We start from the raw sequence: 22,625 nt of genomic DNA, 5'->3' as shown, positions 1-22,625 counted from the left end.
AGCCGCGTCTGCCAGGCGCGGTTTTGCAACTTTAGGTAGAGTATTAAGGGGGGCATCGCCATGACCAGAGAACGTTTCCCTTCTGTTCACGCTGCCACGTGGAGCGGGATCGCCGGGAATTTGACACTCGCAGTAATCAAGGCTGGGTTCGGTTATATGGCAAACAGCAAATCGTTGCTTGCAGACGGCCTGCACTCTGCTTCAGAAGCTGCTTCTTCATTGTCCGGCCTCTTTCCCTCGAAGTCTGTACAAACCAAAAGAAAGGCTCGTAGGGAGCGGTCAAAGGAACATTCACGTATCGCGAGACCTGGAATTTCGGTATTATTGTCTGTGCTCATCCTTATGGGAGGATTGCAGATTGCTATCTCCGCTTTGGGTAGTCTGTCTGGAGATGAACCAGAGTCGCTAGAGAAGTATACCCATGCACTTGTCGTGGCTTTTGCAGCACTGGCTGTGAAAGAAGCAATCTTTCAATATCAATACAGATATTTCCGTAAACGAAATCAATCGCAGGCTCTGGCGTATGCACAGCAGCATCGTCGGGCACTCTACTGTTCACTTATCGTCTTGGTCGGCATTGTAGGTTCCATGACAGGAGAAACAACGGGGTGGAGCATTCTTCGATATATGGACCCGGCAGCTGCATTAATCGCTTCCTGTTTTGTGCTTCATAAAGGGTACAGAATGATTGTGGATACCGTATATGGTTCGCTTGTTCAGGAACTGGAGCAGGAAGAAGCGCATGACTTCAAAGAAACGGTGCAGCGTGTATATGGCATTATTACAATTGAACATCTGGTCGCACGTGAACAGGAACATGATGTTACGATTGAACTGGTCATTAGTGTGAACCCGAGAATTTCTGTGCTCGAGGCACAGGAGATTGCGAATAGGGCGAAGACACTTCTTCTGACTCGTTTCAGTCATGTTAAAGAAGTACAGATCCAGGTTATACCTTATGATCCCGGATATCCTTATAAATCCAATCATGAACTGCCAGATCCTGAAGCGACATTAATTCAGTAATGAAGCTTGGTCCAGTAGATCAGGAAAGGAGCGTTATCATTGCTTTATTCGCAATACCGGTGGAATACACCGAATATCGATTTGGAGGCGGCTGCGGGACTCTCGCAGGCGCTTTCCGTTTCATCACTTGTTGGACGTTTGCTGGTCAGTCGGGGGGTTCATAATGAATTAGAGGCAGAACAGTTTTTGCATCCTGATCTGAATCAGATGCATGATCCTTATCTGCTTCTAGGCATGAAAGAAGCAGTGCCTCGAATCCAGCAGGCCATTGAGCGTGAAGAACATATTTTAATATATGGGGACTATGACGCGGATGGAGTATCGAGCACATCCCTGATGATTCATCTGATGCGTTATCTCGGTGCTTCCTACGATATTTATATCCCTCATCGTTCCAATGAAGGCTACGGGTTACACAATCATGCCTTGGATTGGGCTCATCAACAAGGCGTCACGCTGGTTATCACGGTAGATACCGGAATCAGTGCGGTAGAGCAGATTGCTTATGCTTCAACACTGGGCATGGAAGTTATTGTGACGGATCATCATGAACCGCCTGAAGTTTTACCTGAGGCTTATACGCTTATTAATCCCAAGCTTCCGGACTGTCCTTATCCTTTTAAAGGGTTAGCTGGTGCGGGTGTAGCATTGAAGCTGGCTCAGGCATTGATCGGTGAAGTGCCTGGAGAATGGATGGAGATTGCCGCGATCGGTACGGTTGCCGACTTGATGCCTTTGGAAGGCGAGAATCGGGTTATCGTCAGTTATGGCATTGAATCCATGCGAGGTACGCGTCTGCCTGGTGTAAGTGCTCTGCTTGAAATTAGTGGTGTGGATCAAAGTCAGGTCACCTCCATTAATATTGCTTTTGCAATGGCTCCGCGTATTAATGCAAGCGGACGTCTGGATCATGCTGGCAGAGCCGTATCGCTTCTCACAACCGAGAATCTGGATGAGGCTCACACTCTGGCAGGTCAACTGGACTTGCTGAATCGTGAAAGGCAGCAGGTTGTTGAGGGCATACTTCTGGAAGCGACAGCCCAGTTGGAACAGAAAATTCAGCTTAACTCGGGAGCAGTGCCGGATGTCATCGTTTTGGCGGGAGAAGGCTGGAATGTTGGAGTTGTAGGTATCGTGGCTTCCAAGTTACTTGAACGGTATTATCGGCCAACGCTTATCCTTGGAATCGACCCGGAGAGCGGCGCTTGTAAAGGCTCAGCACGCTCCATAGAGGGCCTGGACATCTATGAGGCATTAACGGCTTGTAAACACACGATGGATCATTATGGTGGTCATCCAGCTGCAGCAGGTATGAGCCTCCATCGTGATCAGCTTAAAGAGCTGGAAGACGGACTGAATGAGTTTGCGGCATCCGTGCTGACGGAGGAGGACTTTGTTCCCCATCGTCTTGCGGATGATGAGTGCAGAATCAGTGATGTGCCATTGCAGGTCATTCAAGAGATCGACAGACTCCAGCCATTTGGCATGAATAATCCTTCTCCTCGTTTTGTTTTGCGCAATGTGACTGTAAAAGAAACACGGACGATGGGACGCGAAAAACGCCATCTGAAATTGGTTTTGGAGCAGGACGGGCAGCAGCTGGAGACGGTCGCTTTTGGTAAGGGAGCATTGGCTGATTTTCTGCCACCAGGCACCATCATTGATGTTATGGGTGAGTTGTCCGTCAATGAGTGGAACGGGATGAGAAAACCACAATTGATGCTTCAGGACATTCAAGTACCACATGCGCAAGTGTTTGATTTGCGAGGCAGTACGGAGCCTTTGAACGCAATGAAGCAGTTCTTGAGCTCGCTTGAAGTCCATTTACGATACAAGTCAGGCTCTATTGGTGCCATCGTACGGAAAGAAACGAATGTTTCCGAGGGAAATTCATTGTATGAACCGTGCCTTTGGGTATATGATAGAAAGGTCGGGTTGTTTCCGTGCAATGCTGCCGCGCAGCATTATGGGCAGGAACAGGTCCGGACGTTATTTGTGTTTGATACGCCGGAAACCCCGGAACAACTTGATGCAATGCTGGCCTTATTCAGCGGAGCCGAGAATATCATCCTTCTGCACGGATCAGGCAACCGCCGAGATCGCCTTCAGATGCCTTCCAGAGAACTCTTCAAGCGTATTTATATGCTGGTGTCCAAATGGAGAGCTGAACCGGTGGAGGAACAAGAGATCACTCCTGTGCTCAGTCGTCAGTGTGGTTGTACACCGCGCATGATTACAATGATGTTGGATGTATTTGAAGAGTTATCGTTCATTACCCGAGAAGATGGAAAGATTATGTTTGTGGATAACCCGCCCAAGCGTGAGCTAACCGCCTCGCGTCATTATCAGGCGCTGGAAAGTATGGCTGAGACAGAGCAGGTGATGCTGGATGCATCTACCCCTCAACTGACACAATGGATGATATCCCGGATGAAGGGCGTATCTTAGATAGAAGTTGTGCATTTATTTTAGGAGGAGATTATTTTGGATTTTAAAGATTATATTCGTGTCATTCCTGACTTTCCACAACCGGGAATCAGCTTCAAAGACATTACGACATTGTTGAAGGATGGAGAAATGTACCGCAAGGCGATCAATGAGCTGAAAGTAATGGTTTCAGATCTCAAAATTGACGTTATTGCCGGACCTGAAGCACGTGGATTCGTTGTGGGCGCTCCTCTAGCGTACGCTCTGGGTGTCGGTTTTGCTCCGATTCGCAAAAGCGGAAAATTACCTGGAGAGACGATCGAAGTCGGTTATGATCTTGAATATGGCAAGGATACGCTTGCTATGCATACAGATGCGATCGAAAAAGGACAAAATGTTCTGATTGCGGATGATCTGCTGGCGACAGGCGGAACGATTGCTACCTCCATTAACCTGATTGAACAATTGGGTGGCAAGATTGTAGGTGCAGCATTCCTGATTGAGCTGTCTGATTTGAATGGACGTGCAAAATTGCCGGGAATTGATGTATTTACATTGATGAACTACTAGAATTCCAGCATTCATTGCTGTTAAATCACGTGAACTGGATCTCCCGTTTCCCGGGAAATAATATACAGCATTAACTATTTGCAAAAAGCCTGTCCCTCAACCTGTAAAGGTGAGAGAGCAGGCTTTTTGCGTTGTACGATGTATAAAATGAAGAATGAATAAACATGGTTCGTTCAGATCAGTCGGCAAGAAATCAATCCGGCGTTTTCTCGGTTAAAGGCTGTTTCTCCGTTTGATCATTCGACCAACCCAGTACTTCAAATAATTTAAACAACAAGCTCATCAGAATTCCGACGATGGTTGCCAGAGCCATTCCCTTGAGATGAATACCATAAAACGTGATCTCAGTACCACTGAGTCCGATGACGAGTACAAGGGTTGTTAACAACAGGTTGGTCGGTTTGGCAAAATCCACTTTCTGTTCGACCAGAATACGCAAACCGGATGCTGCAATAACTCCGAACAGAAGCAAAGATACACCACCCATAACCGGAACGGGAATGTTAGCTATAAGTGCCGAGAACGTACCTGAGAACGAAAGCACAATGGCAATGACAGCTGCGCCGCCAATAACATACGTCGAGTAAACCCGGGTCAGAGCCATAACTCCAATATTCTCACCATACGTTGTATTCGGTGTGGACCCAACGAAACCGGAAAGAATGGTTGAAACGCCGTTTCCGAGCAGGGAGCGATGAAGACCCGGGTCCTTGGACAGATCTTTACCCACAATGCTGCTCGTTACAAGCAGATGTCCGATGTGCTCAACAATGACAACAAGGGCGACAGGCAAAATGGTGAAGATGACAGACCAGTCAAATGTCGGTGTTGTTACGGTAGGCAGCGAGATAAAGTCAGCGTTCGCTATATTCTCGGTTTTCACCTCACCCATAAAGTATCCAAGCACGTAACCGGATACAATCCCGATTAGAATGTGAATGATCTTGGGGAATCCACGGAAGGTTACTGCACCAATCACAGTGATTCCGAGAGTAACCATGGCTAAAATAATCGGTTTGGCCTGAGGTACCCAGTCGGGGTTCTCAGCAGGGTTCGAATTGATCAGACCAGCCATTCCGGCTGCCACAGGGACAAGCTCGAGACCGATTAGGGCAACAATGGCACCCATAACCGCTGGCGGGAATACGACGTTAATCCAGCCTGTGCCCGCATACTTGATGATAAGAGCTACAATGCAGAAAACAACTCCCGTTACGATGAACGCTCCAAGTGCCATGGGGTATCCGTTATCAGGGTGAGCGAGTAACACGGAAGAAACAGGTGCGATAAAAGCAAAGCTTGACCCAAGATAGGCTGGAATCTTTCCTTTGCACATGAGTATGTACAACAATGTTCCAATACCGTTCATAAGCAAGATCATACTTGGATCGACACCGAACAGGTTCGGCACGAGCACGGTACTGCCAAACATGGCGAACAAATGCTGGAGACTCAGCAGTGAGCCTGAGCCAAGCGGCATTTTTTGATTAACCTGAATTTCACGTTGCAATGAATGTTCATCTCCTTTTTCCGAAACACAAATCTTCAATATAGTACAGAGTTTCTCTTCATTTAGCAATAACATTTTTCCGCTGAGCATTGAAAGCTCTATTTATTTTTACAATCTATCCTTCTATTTCGGTAAATAACGGTAATAATATATGGTAATTGAGGATGACCTCGAAGCCCTGTGGAGGACAGGGCAAGCTCTTTCGGGAATGATACATCACGTATAAAAAAATTGGATATGTGCTCTTATTCGTCAGTAGTTGACGGGAAACGGGCGAAGCGTCATAATTATAGGAAATTACTTTTACGGGGAACCTGTGTTGATATTATGTCACGGGTTCCATTTTGTATAGAAAGGACACGGAACAGATCAGAATGGGCATAGAGCAATTACTCGAGAAGGCCGGGGCATATATCAAAGAACCCGATCTGGTGCGCATACGTGAAGCTTACGAATTTGCTGATCAGGCCCACCATGGACAGACGCGAAAATCGGGAGAACCGTATATTCTGCATCCGCTTGCGGTTGCCGATATTGTTGTAAACATGCAGATGGACACCATCTCCATAATTGCAGCGCTTCTTCATGATGTAGTAGAAGATACTACGGTTTCACTTGAAGAAATCCGCAATCATTTCGGCAATACGTGTGCCATGCTTGTTGACGGCTTGACGAAGCTGGAACGTATTCAGTTCCGCTCCAAGGAAGAACAGCAGAACGAGAACTACCGCAAAATGTTCATCGCCATGGCGCAGGACATCCGTGTCATCGTGATCAAATTGGCTGACCGTCTGCATAATATGCGGACACTCAAGTTTCAGTCGGAAGAGAGTCAACGTCGGATTTCATATGAAACGTTGGAGATTTTCTGTCCGATTGCTAATCGTCTGGGTATCTCTGCGATCAAATGGGAAATGGAGGACATCGCCCTCCGTTATTTGAATCCGCAGCAATATTACCGAATCGCAAACCTGATGCACAAAAAGCGTGCGGAACGTGAGCAATATATAGATACCGTTATGGACGGTATTACGAGCAAGCTGGATGAGATGGGAATTCAGGCAGATCTGTCGGGTCGTCCTAAGCACATCTACAGCGTGTTCAAAAAAATGACTACGAAAAACAAACAGTTTAACGAGATTTATGATCTGCTTGCGATTCGTATTATTGTGGATAACATCAAGGATTGTTATGCTACGCTCGGAATTATACACACGTTATGGAAACCGATGCCTGGACGTTTCAAGGACTATATCGCGATGCCAAAGGCGAATATGTATCAATCGCTGCATACCACGGTCGTAGGTCCCAACGGTGAACCGACTGAAGTTCAGATCCGGACATGGGATATGCACCGCACTGCTGAATTTGGGATTGCTGCCCACTGGGCCTACAAGGAAGGCGCTGCGAACGGAAATAATTTTGAAGATAAAATTACGTTCTTCCGCGAGATTCTTGAACTTCAAAATGAAGCGCAGGATGCGTCTGAATTTGTAGAATCACTCAAAATGGATTTCTTCTCGGATCTGGTGTTTGTATTCACACCAAAAGGTGAAGTTATCGAATTGCCTACCGGATCTGTTCCATTGGATTTTGCATACAGAATCCATACAGAGGTGGGTAATCGAACGATTGGTGCGAAAGTAAATGGTCGTATCGTTCCGCTCGATTATCATCTCAAAACGGGCGATATCATTGAAATTTTGACGTCCAAACATTCTTACGGGCCGAGCCAGGACTGGCTTAAAATTGCAAAATCCTCTCACGCACGAGCGAAGATCAAGCAATGGTTCAAAAAGGAACGACGCGAAGAAAACGTTGAAAAGGGACGCGACAGTTGCGAACGTGAACTTAAGCGCATGGGGCTTGATCCATCTGCCTGGATGACGGACGATAAGTTGCAGGAAGCAGCCAAAAAGTATGCCTTCAATGATATTGAGGATATGCTCGCAGCGGTTGGATTTGGTGGCATTACGGCTGCTCAGATTGTGACCAAAGCAACGGAGAAACTCCGCAAGGAGCAGGAAGAATCCAGCTTGCTGGAACTGAATTCCGAGATGCGTGAGCTGAAGCCTGCACCTGAACGCAAAAACCGTCCGACCAATGGCATTCGTGTCAAAGGCATAGACAATTTGCTTGTTCGTTTTGCGCGCTGCTGTAACCCTGTACCAGGGGATGCTATTATCGGGTATGTTACACGTGGGCGCGGGGTTTCCGTGCATCGCAGTGACTGTCCAAATATTCCGTCCAGTACGGATGGAGAAGAAGCAGCTCGCGTCATTGAAGTCGAGTGGGAAGAGAATATTGAAGCCAACTACAGTGTGGATATTGAGATTACGGGCCATGATCGCAATGGTTTACTCAATGAAGTGCTTCAAGCTGTTTCCGAAAGTAAAACCAATATATCTGCCGTCACCGGACGTACAGATAAAAATAAATTAGCATTGGTGCACGTCACAATTCTGATACGTAATACGGAGCATCTGCATTCGGTTGTGGAACGAATCAAACGGGTGAAAGATGTCTATTCTGTGCATCGGATTATGCAGTAAGGAGCCTGTAAGATGAGGGTGCTTGTACAACGCTGTAAAGAGGCTCAGGTAACTGTTGGGGACGAGCTGACGGGAAGAATTGAATCTGGATTGATGCTACTCGTGGGCATTACACATGAGGACACGGAGAAGGATGCCATATATTTGGCAGACAAAATTGCTGGACTTCGAATCTTTGAGGATGAGCAGGAAAAGATGAATCTCAGTTTGATGGATGTGGGCGGGGCTGTATTATCTGTCTCACAATTTACATTGTACGGGGATTGTCGCAAAGGGAAACGCCCAAGCTTTGCAGCGGCAGCCAGACCTGAAGCGGCAGAATTGTTGTATGAAACATTTAATCAACTGTTACGGGATAAAGGAATTCAGGTGGAAACCGGGCGTTTCGGTGCGATGATGGATGTGACTTTTACCAATTGGGGACCCGTGACTTTAATGCTCGAAAGCCCTATTCGTCAAGAGGCACATGCATAATTGATGGGGGAACAGGCCATAATGAGGGATAATTCGGTTTATAACATAAGATGATCAAAGGAGTACCCTACCCTTATGCGCCAATCCGTCAAGGAAACACGTTCCCGAATAGAACCTTTGCTTCTACCTGGAAACCTGTATGAGTCCCTGAAGCTTGCCCGCGCTGCTGCCGAATGTGCAACAACAATTTGGGCCCTTCAGGATTCGGATAAAGGGGAGCAGAGCCGTCTTCCGCGTGACTGAGTGCTGACAGTATTCGATCAAATATTTAGGTAACAAAAGCGAAAAAGTCTTGATTCGATCATCGAATCAAGACTTTTTTTGTTAGGAAGCTTAATCATTTCGGAGTTGGAGTGTTTAATCAAAGTCAAAATAATACAGGTTCGTCTTGTTATAAATGACTCTGGTTAGGGTAATAACAGAACGAGGCGCGATGCGTGCCAGGTTCAGTGTTTATTACGGGCAATGAACAAGAAATGTAGAATATATGTTTCTGCGATTACCCGATTCCAAGAAATTTCGAATACGGAAAGGAGAACATACGTTATGAGTAAAGTTGCTTTTTTATTGGCGAATGATTTTGAAGATTCGGAAATGCAGGTACCATATGATGAGGTGAAAAAAGCCGGACACGATGTGGAAATTATCGGCTTGAAAGCAGGAGAGACACTGAAGGGTAAAGGTGGTAAAGCCTCCTACACTTCAGACAAAGCGATTTCCGAAGTCTCTGCTTCCGATTATGATGCAGTTGTGATTCCAGGGGGATCTTCACCAGAGAATTTACGTACAGATGCGCACATTCTGAAATTCGTAACGGAGATCAACAGTGCGAAGAAACCAATCGCTGCGATTTGTCACGGTCCTCAAATTTTGGCGTCTGCCAATCTGTTGAAAGGTCGGACAATTACGTCCTATCCACCGCTCAAGGATGATATGGTGAACGCGGGAGCAGAGTTTAAGGACCATGAAGCTGTTGTAGACGGCAACTATATTACTTCCCGAACACCTGCCGATGAGCCAGCATTTGTCCGGGAGCTGCTAAAAGTTATTTAATGATATGGAATCAGATAACTATCCGTTAAAAATGATTACGTTATAGGGTGGAACTGGAAGCTTTTAAGTTTACGTTTCATTCGGTATTTATTCCGATAAAGGAGGGTTTGACATGACAAAGCATATTCAGGCGTATTTTCGGACCGAGGACGAGGCGGAGGGAGCAAGAACTTCACTTCAGACGTTCCGTACAGAGCATTTGGAAGTAGGGCAACTGGACAGTGCAGTTGGCAGAGACAAGCGGATTATGGTACCTCTGGTGCCTTATAACACAGCAGGTGGCGTAGGAACCAATGGAGCTATGGGTGTGGGTGCAGCACCCGGGGTTCCCGCTAGTGAAAATGTAATTCCGGTCGTCAGTAATGTGGATCGCGATACCGAGAGAGGTTCCCGTGATAATGTCAATGAGGATGGCGACCTGTTGGATGCTGCGGATGTGTCCTCGGCTGACTATGACGATCTGCATTATGTTTTGTCTGCCAAAGTAAGGGATGAGGATTATGAGGAAATCGTTCATAAACTTCGTTCTAACCAAGCTTATGTGGAAGAATTGAATTAACATGTAAAAGAGAGCCCTTGCAAGGCCTGACTTGGTGTCAGGAGCCTTTGCAGGGGCTTTTAATATGTAGAAAAAATAAATTATAAAAAAAGCGCTATCATTTTTGTAATATTACTGTAATATTAGTTACATAAGCCTTTAACATAGCCCGTTTATAATAACACACATGACCCCCTTTTTTTATATATCCTTTGAGCCTGCACACCGTGTGCAGGTTTTTTTTTTGAGATGAGAATGTATATGTTTTGGGCAAAGCTTACCCCGTATTTAAATTTTTGCTAGAATAGAGAAATGGATTTAAATATTTTAAAGCGAATTTTTTTCATAGTTAGGCTACATTGGTCGGTAAATCAAGCTTCTAGCGATTGGGCTCAGTCGAATCCAATCCTATGATAGAGAGTGTGAGGAATTCATCGCCAGAGTGATCCGTCATATTCCAGATGAACATATACTCGCTGAAACGGCCCCCGCCCTTTTATAAGAGCGGGGCAGCCGTTTCTGCTTATGGAAATTGACAGCTATATAGAATGCCTCGTTTGAGAAATGAAATCTATAATGCTAAAGCAACAGTGTTCTCATGCGAAATGGCTAGTGAAAGATTTAAGGGGGAATTAGTTTTGAGTAAGGTTGGAAGAAATGATTTATGCCCATGCGGAAGCGGGAAAAAATATAAGAAATGCTGTCTGGACAAGGAGCCCTCTGCGGTAGAATCCGTACTGCGGCTGATATCAACCGAGCAGCCTGTCCAGGAAGCCTCGGTTCAGCCTGAGAGCAAACTGACCTTGACCAAGCTGAAAAAGATGGTGGAGCGCGAACTGAAATGGGCGCATCCGGCTCACGAACAGCTGGCCCTGCAGCTTATTGAGGACATGAGGAACCAATACGAGCGGGAGCTGATTTTGGAAGCTCTGGTGCTATGGAATGGCTATTCCCGTCAGACCCGCCCTACTGTGAAGAAGACAGGCTCGTTCTGTGCCGCAATCGAGTATTTGTTGTCCGAGGAATACGGCTTCAATGTTTCGAAGGATGAGCTAGCCGTTAAATATGAGGTAACGACAGCAACGATCTCCCGAAAGGTTAAGGAGATGTTCAATTACATCGAAGAATACGGCATGGGCGGCGAAACGGACGAGCTGATGATTCTGAACAGCCCAGACACACCGAAGGACAAAGCGCAGGCTCTGCTGAATAAGGCGATGGAATCCAGTTCTTCCAAACGCAGAATACAGCTGGCGAAAACAGCGCTGGAGATGTATTCTGACAGCTCTGATGCGTATCTTATTCTGGCTGAGGAATCGGACAATGAGTCTGATGCACGTGCTTACCTCAAGGCTGGAATCGCTGCTGGCGAACGCGAACTGGGCGAACTGTTTTTTGAGAAGAACAAGGGGGACTTCTGGGGGCTTCATGAGACTCGTCCATATATCCGGATATGCAAAAGCTACGCCGAATCCTGCTGGTTTGGCGGAGATGCCGAAGAAGCGGCACAAATCCTGGAGCATATTTTGGAGCTTAACACGGAAGACAATACCGGAGCGCGTTACCTGCTCGCTGCTGTGTATTTGTACAGCAACCAATTGAAGCAGGCAGAGCAACTGCTGGAGAAGTATGGGAAAGGTGACGCCGCAGCCGCCTTTGCCTATGACCAGATCATTCTGGAGTATAAGAAGAACGGAATCACCTCCCAGCTCAAAATGCTGTACCGTGTGGCCCGGGGTGTGAACAAGCATGTGCCTGACTACCTGCTGGGTTTGAAGCGGCTGCCGCATAACCTCCCTGATTTTGTCGGAATGGGGGATTCCGACGAAGCGATTGAATATGTCATTATGCACTCCCGTCTATGGGCGAATGTGCCGGATCTGTTGAAGTGGATGCTGAAACAATAGAGATATAAGAAGGCAATAGAAGTTGGAATTCATTTGATGAATCCAGCTTCTATTAGCCTTGATATCTGTGGACTCCGCATCTCGTACGGCGTGTGAGAATTTTTTTTAGTGCTATCTTTTTGTGTTAGCCCTTGACTTTAGCACTGCGGTTCATTACAATCAGAAAATAAATTAACTTTAAACGTTATATAATAACTATAGGCGTTATTCAATAATATAACTTGATGATTTGATGACGGGACCAAGTACTCCGTGCCCACATGAACAGAGAGGAATCCCCTGGCTGTAAGGATTCTCTTGATGAGCGGACGAATGACTTCCCCGAGAACAGACGGCGAACACATTAGATTTATATCTGATGATCATTAGCCGGCCTGCGCAGGGCGTGCGTTATACGTAGAGCGGAATGATCTGTGTTTGATCGGATTGCCTGGAGCAACCCGACATCATCACACGATCACCTGAACGGCGAAAGTGTCAGGGATTCCGGAATGTGGGTGGTACCACGGGTGAATGTGTAAACACAATCCCTCGTCCCTTTGTTTGCTGTTTATACAGCGACAGGGCGAGGGATTTTTTTATTATACAGAGAAAAATAGATGCTGGAGGGATGAAAGATGGCTTTTCAAAAACCGACTGGAACGCAGGACTTGCTGCCTGGCGTTGTCGAAAAGTGGCAGTTCGTAGAGGAAAAAGCGCGTGATCTGTGTCGCCGTTTTAATTACCGCGAGATTCGCACACCGATCTTCGAACAGACTTCTTTATTTGTACGAGGCGTTGGGGAAACAACCGATATTGTTGAGAAAGAAATGTACACCTTCAATGATAAAGGGGACCGCAGCATGACCCTTCGACCGGAGGGTACAGCGGGGGTTGTCCGCGCTTATGTGGAAAATAAAATCTATGGCGAACCGGATGTGAGCAAGCTTTATTACATCGGTCCGATGTTCCGGTACGAACGTCCGCAAGCAGGTCGCCAGCGTCAGTTCCACCAGTTCGGTGTAGAAGCCATCGGAGCCCTTGATCCAGCGATCGATGCTGAAGTCATTGCGCTTGGGTATCAACTGTGTGTAGAACTGGGATTGAAAGATGTCAAAGTCGAAATCAACTCGGTCGGTAACCCAACCAGCCGTGCGGAATATCGCGAAAAATTGCTTGGATTTCTCAGACCAATGAAAGACAGTCTGTGTAAGGACTGCCAATCCCGGATGGAACGTAATCCGCTGCGTGTGCTCGACTGTAAAGTTGATCAGGACAAGTTTGTAGGAGCACCGTCCATCTTGGATAGTCTGGATGAAGAGTCCTTGAACCACTTTGCCAAGCTGAAAGAGTATCTGGATGACTTTGGCGTAGATTACGCGGTGAACAATCGTCTGGTACGCGGACTGGATTACTACACCTTGACTGCTTTTGAATTGAAAGCCCAAGGTATTGGCGCGATTGATACAGTCGGTGGTGGCGGCAGATACAACGGTCTCGTTGGAGATATCGGTGGACCTGATCAGCCTGGTATTGGTTTCGGTATCGGTCTGGAGCGCATTCAATTGATTCTGGAACACCAGAACATTGATGTAAGTTCCCTTGCCCCACTCGATGTATATTTTGTTGCTCTTGGTGAAGCAGCCGATCGTGAAGTCAATCGTCAGCTGTTCAAGCTCCGTCAATCCGGACTGTCCGGTGAACGCGACTATCTCGGTCGCAAGATGAAAGCACAGATGAAATCTGCCGACCGATTCAAAGCCCGTTACACTGCCATTCTTGGTGATGATGAACTGGAGCGCGGCGAGATTGCCCTGAAGTCCATGGATACAGGTGAACAACAAACGGTGAAGCTGGATGATCTTGTTGCCACGGTAAGTGGAAAGTAAGCAGTAACACCATTTGAATAAAATCGTCTTCACGCAACCGCACTGTTGAAAAGCGGGTTCTGCCCGCCATACAGAACGGAAATTCACATATGAGGAGTTTGGTTATGAAAAGAAGTCATCATTGCGGCGCGTTAACACCCGCACACATCGGTGAAACTGTAACATTGAACGGCTGGGTACAGACCCGCCGTGACCTGGGGGGCGTACTGTTTATCGATCTGCGTGACCGCAGCGGAATTGTACAGGTTGTTTTTAACCCGGCATACTCTGGCGAAGCATTGCAAATCGCTGACAGAGTACGGAGCGAGTATGTTATCGCGGTAACGGGTAAAGTCGTTAAACGTGACGAAGAGACTGTAAACAAAAACTTGCCTACAGGCGAAATTGAAGTCCAAATTACGGAGATTGAAGTGCTGAACGCTGCTAAAACACCTCCATTCTTCATCGAAGATGGTGTGGAAGTCGACGAGTCCCTTCGATTGAAATATCGTTACCTGGACCTGCGTCGTCCGGAAATGTTCGAAACATTAAAATTGCGTTCCAAAGCATCCAAAGTGTTCCGTGATTATCTGGATGGAGAAGAATTTGTTGAAGTAGAAACACCAATCCTGACGAAGAGCTCCCCGGAAGGTGCGCGTGACTATCTCGTACCAAGCCGTGTGCATGAAGGTGAATTCTTCGCCCTGCCGCAATCACCGCAAATTTACAAACAATTGCTGATGGTCGGCGGACTTGAGCGTTACTATCAAATCGCCCGTTGTTTCCGTGATGAAGATTTGCGTGCAGACCGTCAACCGGAATTCACTCAAGTCGACATCGAGACTTCCTTCCTGCAACAGGATGACCTGCTGCCAATGATGGAAGAACTGATGGCCAAATTGCTGCGTGAGACGAAAGGTATTGAGCTGGAGCTGCCGTTCCAACGGATTACGTATGCAGATGCCATGGGTAAATACGGTTCGGACAAACCGGATCTGCGTTTTGGCATGGAACTGGTTGAAATGAACGATATTGTAGCAAACAGTGGTGTGAAAGTATTTGCTTCTGTCATTGAAAAAGGCGGAGAAGTGAAAGTTCTGAACGCTAAAGGCTGTGGCACATGGAGTCGTAAAGAAATCGATGACCTCGGTCCATTCGCAGCGCGTTACGGCGCAAAAGGTTTGGCATGGATTCAAGTGAAAGACGGCGAGTTCAAAGGACCAATCGTGAAGTTCTTTACACCGGAAGAGATCGAAGCAGTTAAAGAACGTACTGGCGCTGAAGAAGGCGACTTGCTGCTCTTCTCTGCTGACACCAAAAAAGTGGTTGCAGATGTACTGGGCGCGCTTCGTCTGAAAATCGGTCGTCAACTGGGCCTGATCGATGACAGCAAATTCAAATTTGCATGGGTTGTTGACTTCCCATTGCTCGGGTACGATGAAGATGCCAAACGTTATGTAGCAGAGCACCACCCATTCACACGTCCTAAAGACGAAGATGTACATCTGTTTGACACAGATCCGGGTGCGATTCGCGCTCAAGCTTATGACCTTGTTCTGAATGGTTATGAAGTGGGCGGCGGTTCAATGCGTATCTATAAACGTGATGTTCAAGAAAAAATGTTCTCTGCCCTGGGACTCTCTCCGGAAGTAGCCAACGAGAAATTCGGTTATCTGCTCGAAGCATTCGAATACGGAACGCCACCACACGGCGGAATCGCTTTTGGTCTCGACCGTCTGGTGATGCTGCTGGCAGGACGTACGAATCTGCGTGAAACGATTGCCTTCCCGAAAACGGCAAGTGCAACGGATCTGCTCATGAATGCACCTTCTGAAGTGGATAACTCCCAATTGGAACAACTTCACATCCGTGTAGCCCGTAAACCGGTGGCGGAAAAGAAATAAAGGAGGCATCGATTCTCAATGCTCCATCAATTTTCAAGAACAGAACTGGCAATCGGACCTGAAGGTCTGAACGCCTTGAAAAATAGTACAGTAGCTGTGCTCGGCATCGGCGGTGTGGGTGGTATTGCAGTGGAAGCCCTCGCTCGCAGCGGTGTTGGCCGTATCATTCTGATTGATAAAGACGTGGTGGACATCACGAACATCAATCGTCAGATTCATGCTTTGACAACGACCGTGGGTCAGAAAAAAGCAGATTTGATGGTGGAGCGGGTGAAGCTCATCAATCCAGAGTGTGACGCCATTGCACTGAATATGTTTTACACGGAAGAGACGTATGAGGAATTGTTCAAGTATGAGCTGGATTATGTGCTGGATGCTTCCGACACGATCATTTACAAAATCCACCTCATCAAGGAATGCCTCAAACGGAAGATTCCGGTCATTTCCAGTATGGGTGCGGCAAACAAAATGGACCCGACAAAATTCCAGGTTGCGGATATTTCGAAAACGACCATGGACCCGATTGCTCGTGTTGTCCGTACGACACTTCGCAAAGACGGTATTAAAAAAGGTGTAAAAGTGGTCTTTTCAACGGAAAAGCCGCTCAAACCACGCGAAGATGTAACACAGAAAATTGTACCTGAAAATGCGCCGGAAATTCGCAAGGCCAAACAGCCACCAGCGAGTAACGCCTTTGTTCCTCCGGTAGCCGGACTGATCATGGTCAGTGTTGCTGTCAAGGAACTGATTGAAATTGCAGAGAACAAGCAGCAGTAATTTGCTGTAAGGGAAAAGCGTAGATGCCGACAAGGTGTCTGCGCTTTTTTGCATACGCAAAACCCTAACCAATGTCAGGGTTACGTGATGTACTTCGATCCCAAAACCGTGTATGATATGTGGTGCTGCACGAAATGATGAAAAATACATAGAGAAATCGCAGCTATATAAGATGAATATAAGATTTGCACAAGAACGAAGAGGACAGAAAAAACCTGGAGAAGCGAAGCGTTCGACTAAAAGCTTTCTGAAAGAAAGCTGCATCGGAAGCATACGCTTATCACCGGATTTAACTTTAAAAACATAAATCTAAAAATCCGGGGATAACAGCGATCAGAAGGTTGTTCTGTCCGCGCAGTGGTAGAGTGTAAATACATTTGTTCGGCTTATATAGAGAGAGGAGAACGGAACGAATGAAACAAGGATGGATGGCCAGAAGACTTGGCCTGGAGCAGGGAGACCAGTGGAAGAAGGAAATTATGGCGGGGGCCATTTCCTATTTTGCCGTGGTGTATATCGTGATGGTCAATGCAACAATTCTGGCGGATGCCGGAATGCCGCTGCAGGCAGCTATGGTGGGCACACTTCTGACGTCCATTGCAGGTTGTTTGCTGATGGCATTTGGCGGCAAATCACCGATTATCGTTGTACCTGGCATGGGCATCAATGCATTTTTCACTTACACACTCGTACATTCGATGAAATTGAGCTGGCAGGAAGCCTTGGCGGTTGTATCGGTCACAGGTGTGCTATTTTCGGTCGTGACGTTTACATCGTTATATAAAATGATCAGTGAGGCCATTCCCAAAAACCTGCAGCATGGCATCACTGTCGGAATCGGTCTATTCCTGACGTTTATCGGTTTGCAAAAAAGCGGAATCGTCATCGCACATCAGACGACGTTTGTAGCCATTGGGCATTTTAACGACCCTGGAGTAATTACTGCTTGTGTTACACTTGTGCTTGCATTGATTCTATTTATACGAAATGTACAGGGCGGGCTTCTGATCAGTATTCTGGCGGGAACAGGACTGGCTTATGTGCTTGGGGCCGTAAAACCGGGTGACCCCGTGTCTGCCGCAGAAGCATTGCATCAATATGGCGGTTTGTTCGCTGAGCTTTCCTTCGCAAATCTGGTGGACTTGTCGTTCTGGATTGCTGTATTTCTGTTGCTGCTGATTGTTGTATTTGAAAATATCGGCCTGATTACGGCCCAGACCCATTTGATTGGTCGCCCCGAAAGATTTAAAGGCAGCTTGCGAGCCCTGTCAATTTCGAATATTTTTGCCGGGATCTTTGGAAGCAGCCCTACTGTAGCTGCGGCTGAGACAACAGCCGGTATAGCTGCAGGCGGGCGCTCAGGCTTGACTCCACTGGTTACCGCAGTGCTATTCGGTGCAACATTCTTCTTTATTCCACTGCTGGCTTATATCCCGGACAGTGCCATCGCTCCCATTTTGATCATTATAGGCGGATTGATGGTACAGGATGTGAAGGACATGGATTTCCGTGATTTTACGGAGGCTTTCCCGGCTTTTCTGATCATGGTCATGATTCCATTTACATATAGCATCGTCGACGGTATGGCATTTGGATTCATTGCGTATCCCGTAGCGAAGCTGGCGGTGGGTCAGGGTAAGCAGGTGCCTAAAGTCATGTATGGCATTGCAATTCTCTTTTTGGCGAATTTTGTTCTGCACGGGATATTGTAAAAGATAGGAAACATTATGTTAACTCATACGTATGATCTCTGGTGAACATCGGGAGAACGGGGGAACGGGAATGGAAGAGCAACAACAAGCGGGTCAAGCTGAACCGAAAGTAGGAAAAAAAGGATTCAGGGATTTTGTGAAGCTGATTGCTGCCACAAATCCACCGAAGCTTATTCTGATTATAGCGTTAATCCTGACACTCATTCAGACGACAGCTGGCCTGATTGTCCCGCTGATGACCAAAGGGCTGATTGATGGGCTGACGATGTCCGCGCTGAACAAGTCCGTTATTTTTCTGCTGCTGGGAGCATTCGTTATTCAGGCCATTGCTTCAGGCATCAGCATCTACATGTTGAACTATGCAGGCCAGCGCGTGGTTGCGACATTGCGAACGAAGCTGTGGAACAAAGTATTATCCTTGCCGATGCCATATTTCGACCGAAATCGTACGGGTGATACGATGAGTCGAATTACGAATGATACGAGTCAGATTATGACGCTAATTGCGGATTATCTCGTTTCTTTTGTATCCAATATCGTTGCGGTTGTGGGCGGGGTAGCGTTGCTATTCTATCTGGATTGGGTCATGTCTCTTATTATCCTGAGTCTGGTCCCGCTAACGCTGCTTATTCTGTTACCTGTCGGACGTAAAATGTACAAAATCTCCAAAAAGCAGCAGGACGAAATGGCGGGCCTTACTTCCGTGCTCAGCCAAGTCATAGGCGAGATTCGTTTGGTGAAAGCTTATGGTACGGAGAAACAGGAGGCAGAAGCAGGCGATTCCCGCATTGGCAAGATGTTTGCTTTTGGACTACAGGAAGCTCGGATCTTGGCGTTGATCGGTCCGCTCTTTACATTTGTCATGACGGCTGTACTGGTTGTTATTCTGGGTGTTGGCGGCATGCGGGTGGCTTCGGGATTGCTGTCTCCGGGAGAACTGGTTGCCTTCATTTTGCTGTTGTTCCAGGTCATTATGCCGATGGGGCAATTTACGACACTGTATTCACGTTTGCAAAAGGTTGTCGGTGCGACAGAACGCATTCAGGCTATTCTGGCTCATGAAGAAGAACCGCGTCATAGCACAGCAATTGCTCCCAAGGGAAATGAGACGATTACATTTAACAACCTGCACTTCTCTTATGTAACAGGGGAAGAGGTACTGCATGGGATTAATCTGACCGTTCCTGCCCGTAAAGTGACGGCTATTGTAGGCCCAAGCGGTAGCGGGAAATCAACGCTATTCTCTCTGTTGGAGCAGTTCTATCTTCCGGGGTCGGGCAGTATATCATATGGTGGACAAGCCATCACGGATTATTCGTTGGCTTCCTGGCGCAGCAAGATTGGATATGTCTCTCAGGAAAGCCCACTGATGGCAGGTACAATTAAGGAAAATATGACATACGGACTGGGCCGTGAGGCAAGTATGGACGAAATTCGACATGCGGCAGAGATGGCGTATTCCTCCGCTTTTATTGATAAGCTGCCTCAGGGCTATGATACGGAAGTGGGAGAACGCGGGATTAAGCTCTCCGGAGGCCAACGCCAACGGATCGCTATTGCTCGTGCACTGCTGCGCAGCCCTGATATTCTGATGCTGGATGAAGCGACGTCCAGTCTGGACAGCACCTCTGAACATGAAGTGCAGCAAGCCCTGTCCAATCTGATGGAAGGACGAACAACGGTTGTCATTGCACACCGATTGTCCACCGTTGTCGACTCTGATCAGATTGTTGTTCTGGAACAGGGCCATGTGACGGGAACCGGAACACATGCGGAGCTGATCAGCAACCATCCGGTATACCGTGAGTTGGCTCAGAAGCAGTTTGTGGCACAGGATGGTAAGTCGGATTTGGAGTCGGAGTAATGAAAAGGATGGCCGTTGTTCATCTGTTCTTTGCGAACAGGAGCAGCGGTTTCTTTCATTTTGCTATCCGGGTTACTGTAGCTTTTTGTACATCAATATGATATAGTGGGTATCCTTTTGTGTCGTCAGTGATTGGCTATGCAGAACAAACATATTCTTAGGAGGTAACTGAAACATGTCAGACAGCTTTCAAAGTGCCTATCAAGAAGAAGAGTACAGGTTAGAGCGAACGATGAAGGAAGTGGACAGTCAGCTGGAACGGCTGCACAATATTCCGGTGTACACCGGCCACGACTTCACAGAACAAGTGCTGGAAGCCGGACGCGAAGAGCGCCGCACCGCCTTGTCCAAGAGCGCGCAGCAACCCTATTTCGGACGCTTGGATTTCGAAGAACAGGGCAGTGGTGCACGGAAACCGCTGTATATTGGCAAAATCGGCGTAGACCGCGAAGAGGTGGGAGAGCATCCGCTCGTCATCGATTGGCGTGCTCCTGTCGCAAGCCTGTTTTACTCATTTACTGGAGGGGAAGCCTCCGCAACGTATGAAGCCCCGGAGGGACTCATTGAGGGCTTGGTTTATCTAAAACGAAACGTGGTCATTCGGCAGCGTATCTTGGAACGGGTGGCAGATACGTACAATCGGGACAGCGACCAGCCAGCCGTATCGGATGAATTCCTCGTGTATCGACTGGGAGAGAACAAGGACAACAAGCTCCGCGATATCGTATCTACCATTCAGGCAGAGCAGGATCAGATTATTCGTGCGGCAAGAAACACCGCATTGATCATTCAGGGTGTGGCCGGTTCTGGAAAAACAACCGTGGCCCTGCATCGACTTGCCTTCCTGCTGTATCAATACAAGGAGCAGGTATCTGCGGAGAAGATGGTTATTTTTGCACCCAACCACATGTTCCTGGATTACATATCAGATGTACTTCCAGAGCTCGGTGTAGGGGACATTCAGCAGCGTACATTCCCGGATTGGGCAATGAACCTGCTGGGACTGGACCAGCCTTTGGCGGATACGTCGGAGACATTGAACACCTGGTTTGAAACCCCGGATGCACGTCCTGAACTCAATGATGATGTGCCTGGGCGGTACAAAGGCTCGATCCGCTTCATGGAATTAATTCGCGAGTGGCTGTCCGGGATGGAAGAGGAGTCCGTACCCGATATGGACTTCAGTCCATGGGATGGTGCGGTGCTCCGTAAAGCCGAGATTGAGAACTGGTTCGGGGAAGAGTACAAACATTATCCGCTGGCGAAACGGAAAGAGCGGGTCATGGCGCGTATTCACCGCTGGATTGAGATGGAGCTCAAGAAGCCTTCGCCGGAAGCCGTTCGCAAAGAGCGTAAAAAGAAAGCGGCAACCCGTGAGAAAGCCTACGCCAAAAAATGGCCTCAATATGAACCGCTTACGCTGTACAAACAGCTGTTCAAGGTCGTTAAAGGTGGCTCGGTACCTGCCTCGCTGAGCGCTCTTATCCCCAAATTGGTGATGAAGCAAACGGCAGCAGATCTGAAGCAGGATATTATCCGTGAAGAGGATTTGCCTGCATTGGTGTACATTCATACCTTGGTTCATGATATTGAAAGTTCAGAGCGGTTCGATCACATCGTCATTGATGAAGCGCAAGACTTTTCTCCTTTTCATGTGGCATTATTGGATCAGTTCGTCAAAGGACATTCCTTCACCATACTGGGCGATCTGTCCCAAGGTATTCATGAGTACCGTGGTGTTCATGCGTGGGACGAGATGAGTTCGCTGTTCCCCGAGGAACAGAATGCATATTTTGCATTGACCCGGAGTTATCGCTCGACAATGGAAATTATAGATTATGCCAATACGATTCTGGAGCGGGGCGTCAAGAGCGGGATTACGGCGATTCCTGTATTCCGGAGTGGTGATCCTGTACGGACATTGTCCTATGGGAAAAAAGGACGTACAGCAAGCCTCGAACAGGCTTTGAAGCTGTTAACGGTCAAAGACTATCGCACCGTCTCCATTCTGACCCGTACCCTGCATGAGGCAAAGGAGCTTCATCATGAACTCCAGGCAGCAGGCTGGGAGCTGAACTTGATTGACGGCGGCAAAAAACAGTACACAGGCGGACACTCCGTTTTACCTGTCTATTTGTCAAAAGGGTTGGAGTTTGATGCCGTTATCGTAGCGGACGCGGATGAGAAACACTATTTGCCCAATGCGGGTGATGCGAAGTTGTTATACGTTGGCTGTACACGGGCATTGCACGAACTGTGGTTGTTCAACGATGGCCCATTGCCTGACTATGCTGCTGCAACTCACAATTCAGAAGGTGAGTCCGTTGCCATTCAGGGTTGGCCTGACAGCGAGTCAGAGTGAATTCTTGTTTGTTGAACATCGTATTCATATGGAAAGAGCATGGCGCTGTTCAAGCACCATGCTCTTTTGTACGTTCTCAGCAGAGGTGTGTTATTCACGAAA

16 protein-coding genes are annotated in these 22,625 nt (G+C 47.5%); 15 read left to right on the top strand and 1 reads right to left on the bottom strand.

Features of this window, described 5'->3' with window-relative positions:
- Positions 1-60 precede the first annotated feature (60 nt).
- Genes Q0V21_RS08440 through Q0V21_RS08430 form a run of 3 tightly spaced genes read left to right on the top strand, consistent with a single transcriptional unit; the run spans position 61 to position 4,023 of the window.
- The gene (locus Q0V21_RS08440; protein ID WP_285078910.1) at positions 61-1,026 is read left to right on the top strand and encodes a cation diffusion facilitator family transporter; all 966 of its coding nucleotides are present in this window, start codon (positions 61-63) and stop codon (positions 1,024-1,026) included.
- A gap of 39 nt (positions 1,027-1,065) precedes the next feature.
- Entirely contained in the window at positions 1,066-3,474 is a 2,409-nt protein-coding gene (gene recJ, locus Q0V21_RS08435) for a single-stranded-DNA-specific exonuclease RecJ (RefSeq protein ID WP_079350714.1), read from the top strand.
- Positions 3,475-3,510: 36 nt separating this feature from the next.
- Positions 3,511-4,023 carry an adenine phosphoribosyltransferase gene (locus Q0V21_RS08430; RefSeq protein ID WP_024633046.1) on the top strand — a complete coding sequence of 171 codons (513 nt, stop codon included), beginning with the start codon at positions 3,511-3,513 and terminating at the stop codon, positions 4,021-4,023.
- Between the two features lie 193 nt (positions 4,024-4,216).
- Here Q0V21_RS08430 and uraA read toward each other — a convergent pair whose 3' ends face one another.
- Positions 4,217-5,533, bottom strand: a complete 1,317-nt coding sequence (gene uraA, locus Q0V21_RS08425; protein WP_079350713.1) for a uracil permease — start codon at positions 5,531-5,533, stop codon at positions 4,217-4,219.
- Between the two features lie 374 nt (positions 5,534-5,907).
- Between uraA and Q0V21_RS08420 the strand changes: the two genes are divergently transcribed.
- The 12 genes from Q0V21_RS08420 (at position 5,908) to Q0V21_RS08365 (ending at position 22,523) form a co-directional block, all read left to right on the top strand.
- Entirely contained in the window at positions 5,908-8,085 is a 2,178-nt protein-coding gene (locus Q0V21_RS08420; protein WP_024633048.1) for a RelA/SpoT family protein, read from the top strand.
- Between the two features lie 12 nt (positions 8,086-8,097).
- Positions 8,098-8,559 carry a D-aminoacyl-tRNA deacylase gene (dtd, locus tag Q0V21_RS08415; protein WP_024633049.1) on the top strand — a complete coding sequence of 154 codons (462 nt, stop codon included), beginning with the start codon at positions 8,098-8,100 and terminating at the stop codon, positions 8,557-8,559.
- A gap of 75 nt (positions 8,560-8,634) precedes the next feature.
- Entirely contained in the window at positions 8,635-8,802 is a 168-nt protein-coding gene (locus tag Q0V21_RS08410; RefSeq protein ID WP_160319650.1) for a hypothetical protein, read from the top strand.
- A 303-nt stretch (positions 8,803-9,105) separates the two neighbouring features.
- A complete protein-coding gene (locus tag Q0V21_RS08405) occupies positions 9,106-9,612 on the top strand; it encodes a type 1 glutamine amidotransferase domain-containing protein (protein WP_024633050.1) in 507 nt (168 codons plus the stop codon).
- Positions 9,613-9,724: 112 nt separating this feature from the next.
- A complete protein-coding gene (locus Q0V21_RS08400) occupies positions 9,725-10,171 on the top strand; it encodes a hypothetical protein (RefSeq protein ID WP_024633051.1) in 447 nt (148 codons plus the stop codon).
- Between the two features lie 617 nt (positions 10,172-10,788).
- Positions 10,789-12,057, top strand: coding sequence for an SEC-C metal-binding domain-containing protein (locus Q0V21_RS08395; protein ID WP_301878364.1), 1,269 nt, complete (start codon positions 10,789-10,791; stop codon positions 12,055-12,057).
- Between the two features lie 617 nt (positions 12,058-12,674).
- Positions 12,675-13,925, top strand: coding sequence for a histidine--tRNA ligase (hisS, locus tag Q0V21_RS08390; RefSeq protein WP_024633053.1), 1,251 nt, complete (start codon positions 12,675-12,677; stop codon positions 13,923-13,925).
- Between the two features lie 104 nt (positions 13,926-14,029).
- A complete protein-coding gene (gene aspS, locus Q0V21_RS08385) occupies positions 14,030-15,808 on the top strand; it encodes an aspartate--tRNA ligase (RefSeq protein WP_079350693.1) in 1,779 nt (592 codons plus the stop codon).
- Between the two features lie 18 nt (positions 15,809-15,826).
- Positions 15,827-16,585, top strand: a complete 759-nt coding sequence (locus tag Q0V21_RS08380; RefSeq protein ID WP_024633055.1) for a tRNA threonylcarbamoyladenosine dehydratase — start codon at positions 15,827-15,829, stop codon at positions 16,583-16,585.
- 413 nt (positions 16,586-16,998) lie between these two features.
- The gene (locus tag Q0V21_RS08375) at positions 16,999-18,297 is read left to right on the top strand and encodes an NCS2 family permease (protein WP_079350691.1); all 1,299 of its coding nucleotides are present in this window, start codon (positions 16,999-17,001) and stop codon (positions 18,295-18,297) included.
- 70 nt (positions 18,298-18,367) lie between these two features.
- On the top strand, positions 18,368-20,161 hold the full coding sequence (locus tag Q0V21_RS08370; RefSeq protein WP_024633057.1) for an ABC transporter ATP-binding protein: 1,794 nt from the start codon (positions 18,368-18,370) through the stop codon (positions 20,159-20,161).
- A gap of 175 nt (positions 20,162-20,336) precedes the next feature.
- A complete protein-coding gene (locus tag Q0V21_RS08365) occupies positions 20,337-22,523 on the top strand; it encodes a HelD family protein (RefSeq protein WP_301878362.1) in 2,187 nt (728 codons plus the stop codon).
- The last annotated feature ends 102 nt before the right edge of the window (positions 22,524-22,625 follow it).

Origin of the sequence: Paenibacillus sp. 11B, assembly GCF_030487755.1 — a bacterium.
Taxonomy (GTDB): domain Bacteria; phylum Bacillota; class Bacilli; order Paenibacillales; family Paenibacillaceae; genus Paenibacillus; species Paenibacillus vandeheii.
This window is presented reverse-complemented; position numbering and strand designations above follow the sequence as displayed.

Coding starts and splice junctions, on each gene's coding strand:
- Q0V21_RS08440 (WP_285078910.1), top strand. CDS start 61: ATGACCAGAGAACGTTTCCCTTCTGTTCACGCTGCCACGTGGAGCGGG.
- Q0V21_RS08420 (WP_024633048.1), top strand. CDS start 5,908: ATGGGCATAGAGCAATTACTCGAGAAGGCCGGGGCATATATCAAAGAA.
- dtd (WP_024633049.1), top strand. CDS start 8,098: ATGAGGGTGCTTGTACAACGCTGTAAAGAGGCTCAGGTAACTGTTGGG.
- Q0V21_RS08410 (WP_160319650.1), top strand. CDS start 8,635: ATGCGCCAATCCGTCAAGGAAACACGTTCCCGAATAGAACCTTTGCTT.
- Q0V21_RS08405 (WP_024633050.1), top strand. CDS start 9,106: ATGAGTAAAGTTGCTTTTTTATTGGCGAATGATTTTGAAGATTCGGAA.
- Q0V21_RS08400 (WP_024633051.1), top strand. CDS start 9,725: ATGACAAAGCATATTCAGGCGTATTTTCGGACCGAGGACGAGGCGGAG.
- hisS (WP_024633053.1), top strand. CDS start 12,675: ATGGCTTTTCAAAAACCGACTGGAACGCAGGACTTGCTGCCTGGCGTT.
- aspS (WP_079350693.1), top strand. CDS start 14,030: ATGAAAAGAAGTCATCATTGCGGCGCGTTAACACCCGCACACATCGGT.
- Q0V21_RS08380 (WP_024633055.1), top strand. CDS start 15,827: ATGCTCCATCAATTTTCAAGAACAGAACTGGCAATCGGACCTGAAGGT.
- Q0V21_RS08375 (WP_079350691.1), top strand. CDS start 16,999: ATGAAACAAGGATGGATGGCCAGAAGACTTGGCCTGGAGCAGGGAGAC.
- Q0V21_RS08370 (WP_024633057.1), top strand. CDS start 18,368: ATGGAAGAGCAACAACAAGCGGGTCAAGCTGAACCGAAAGTAGGAAAA.
- Q0V21_RS08365 (WP_301878362.1), top strand. CDS start 20,337: ATGTCAGACAGCTTTCAAAGTGCCTATCAAGAAGAAGAGTACAGGTTA.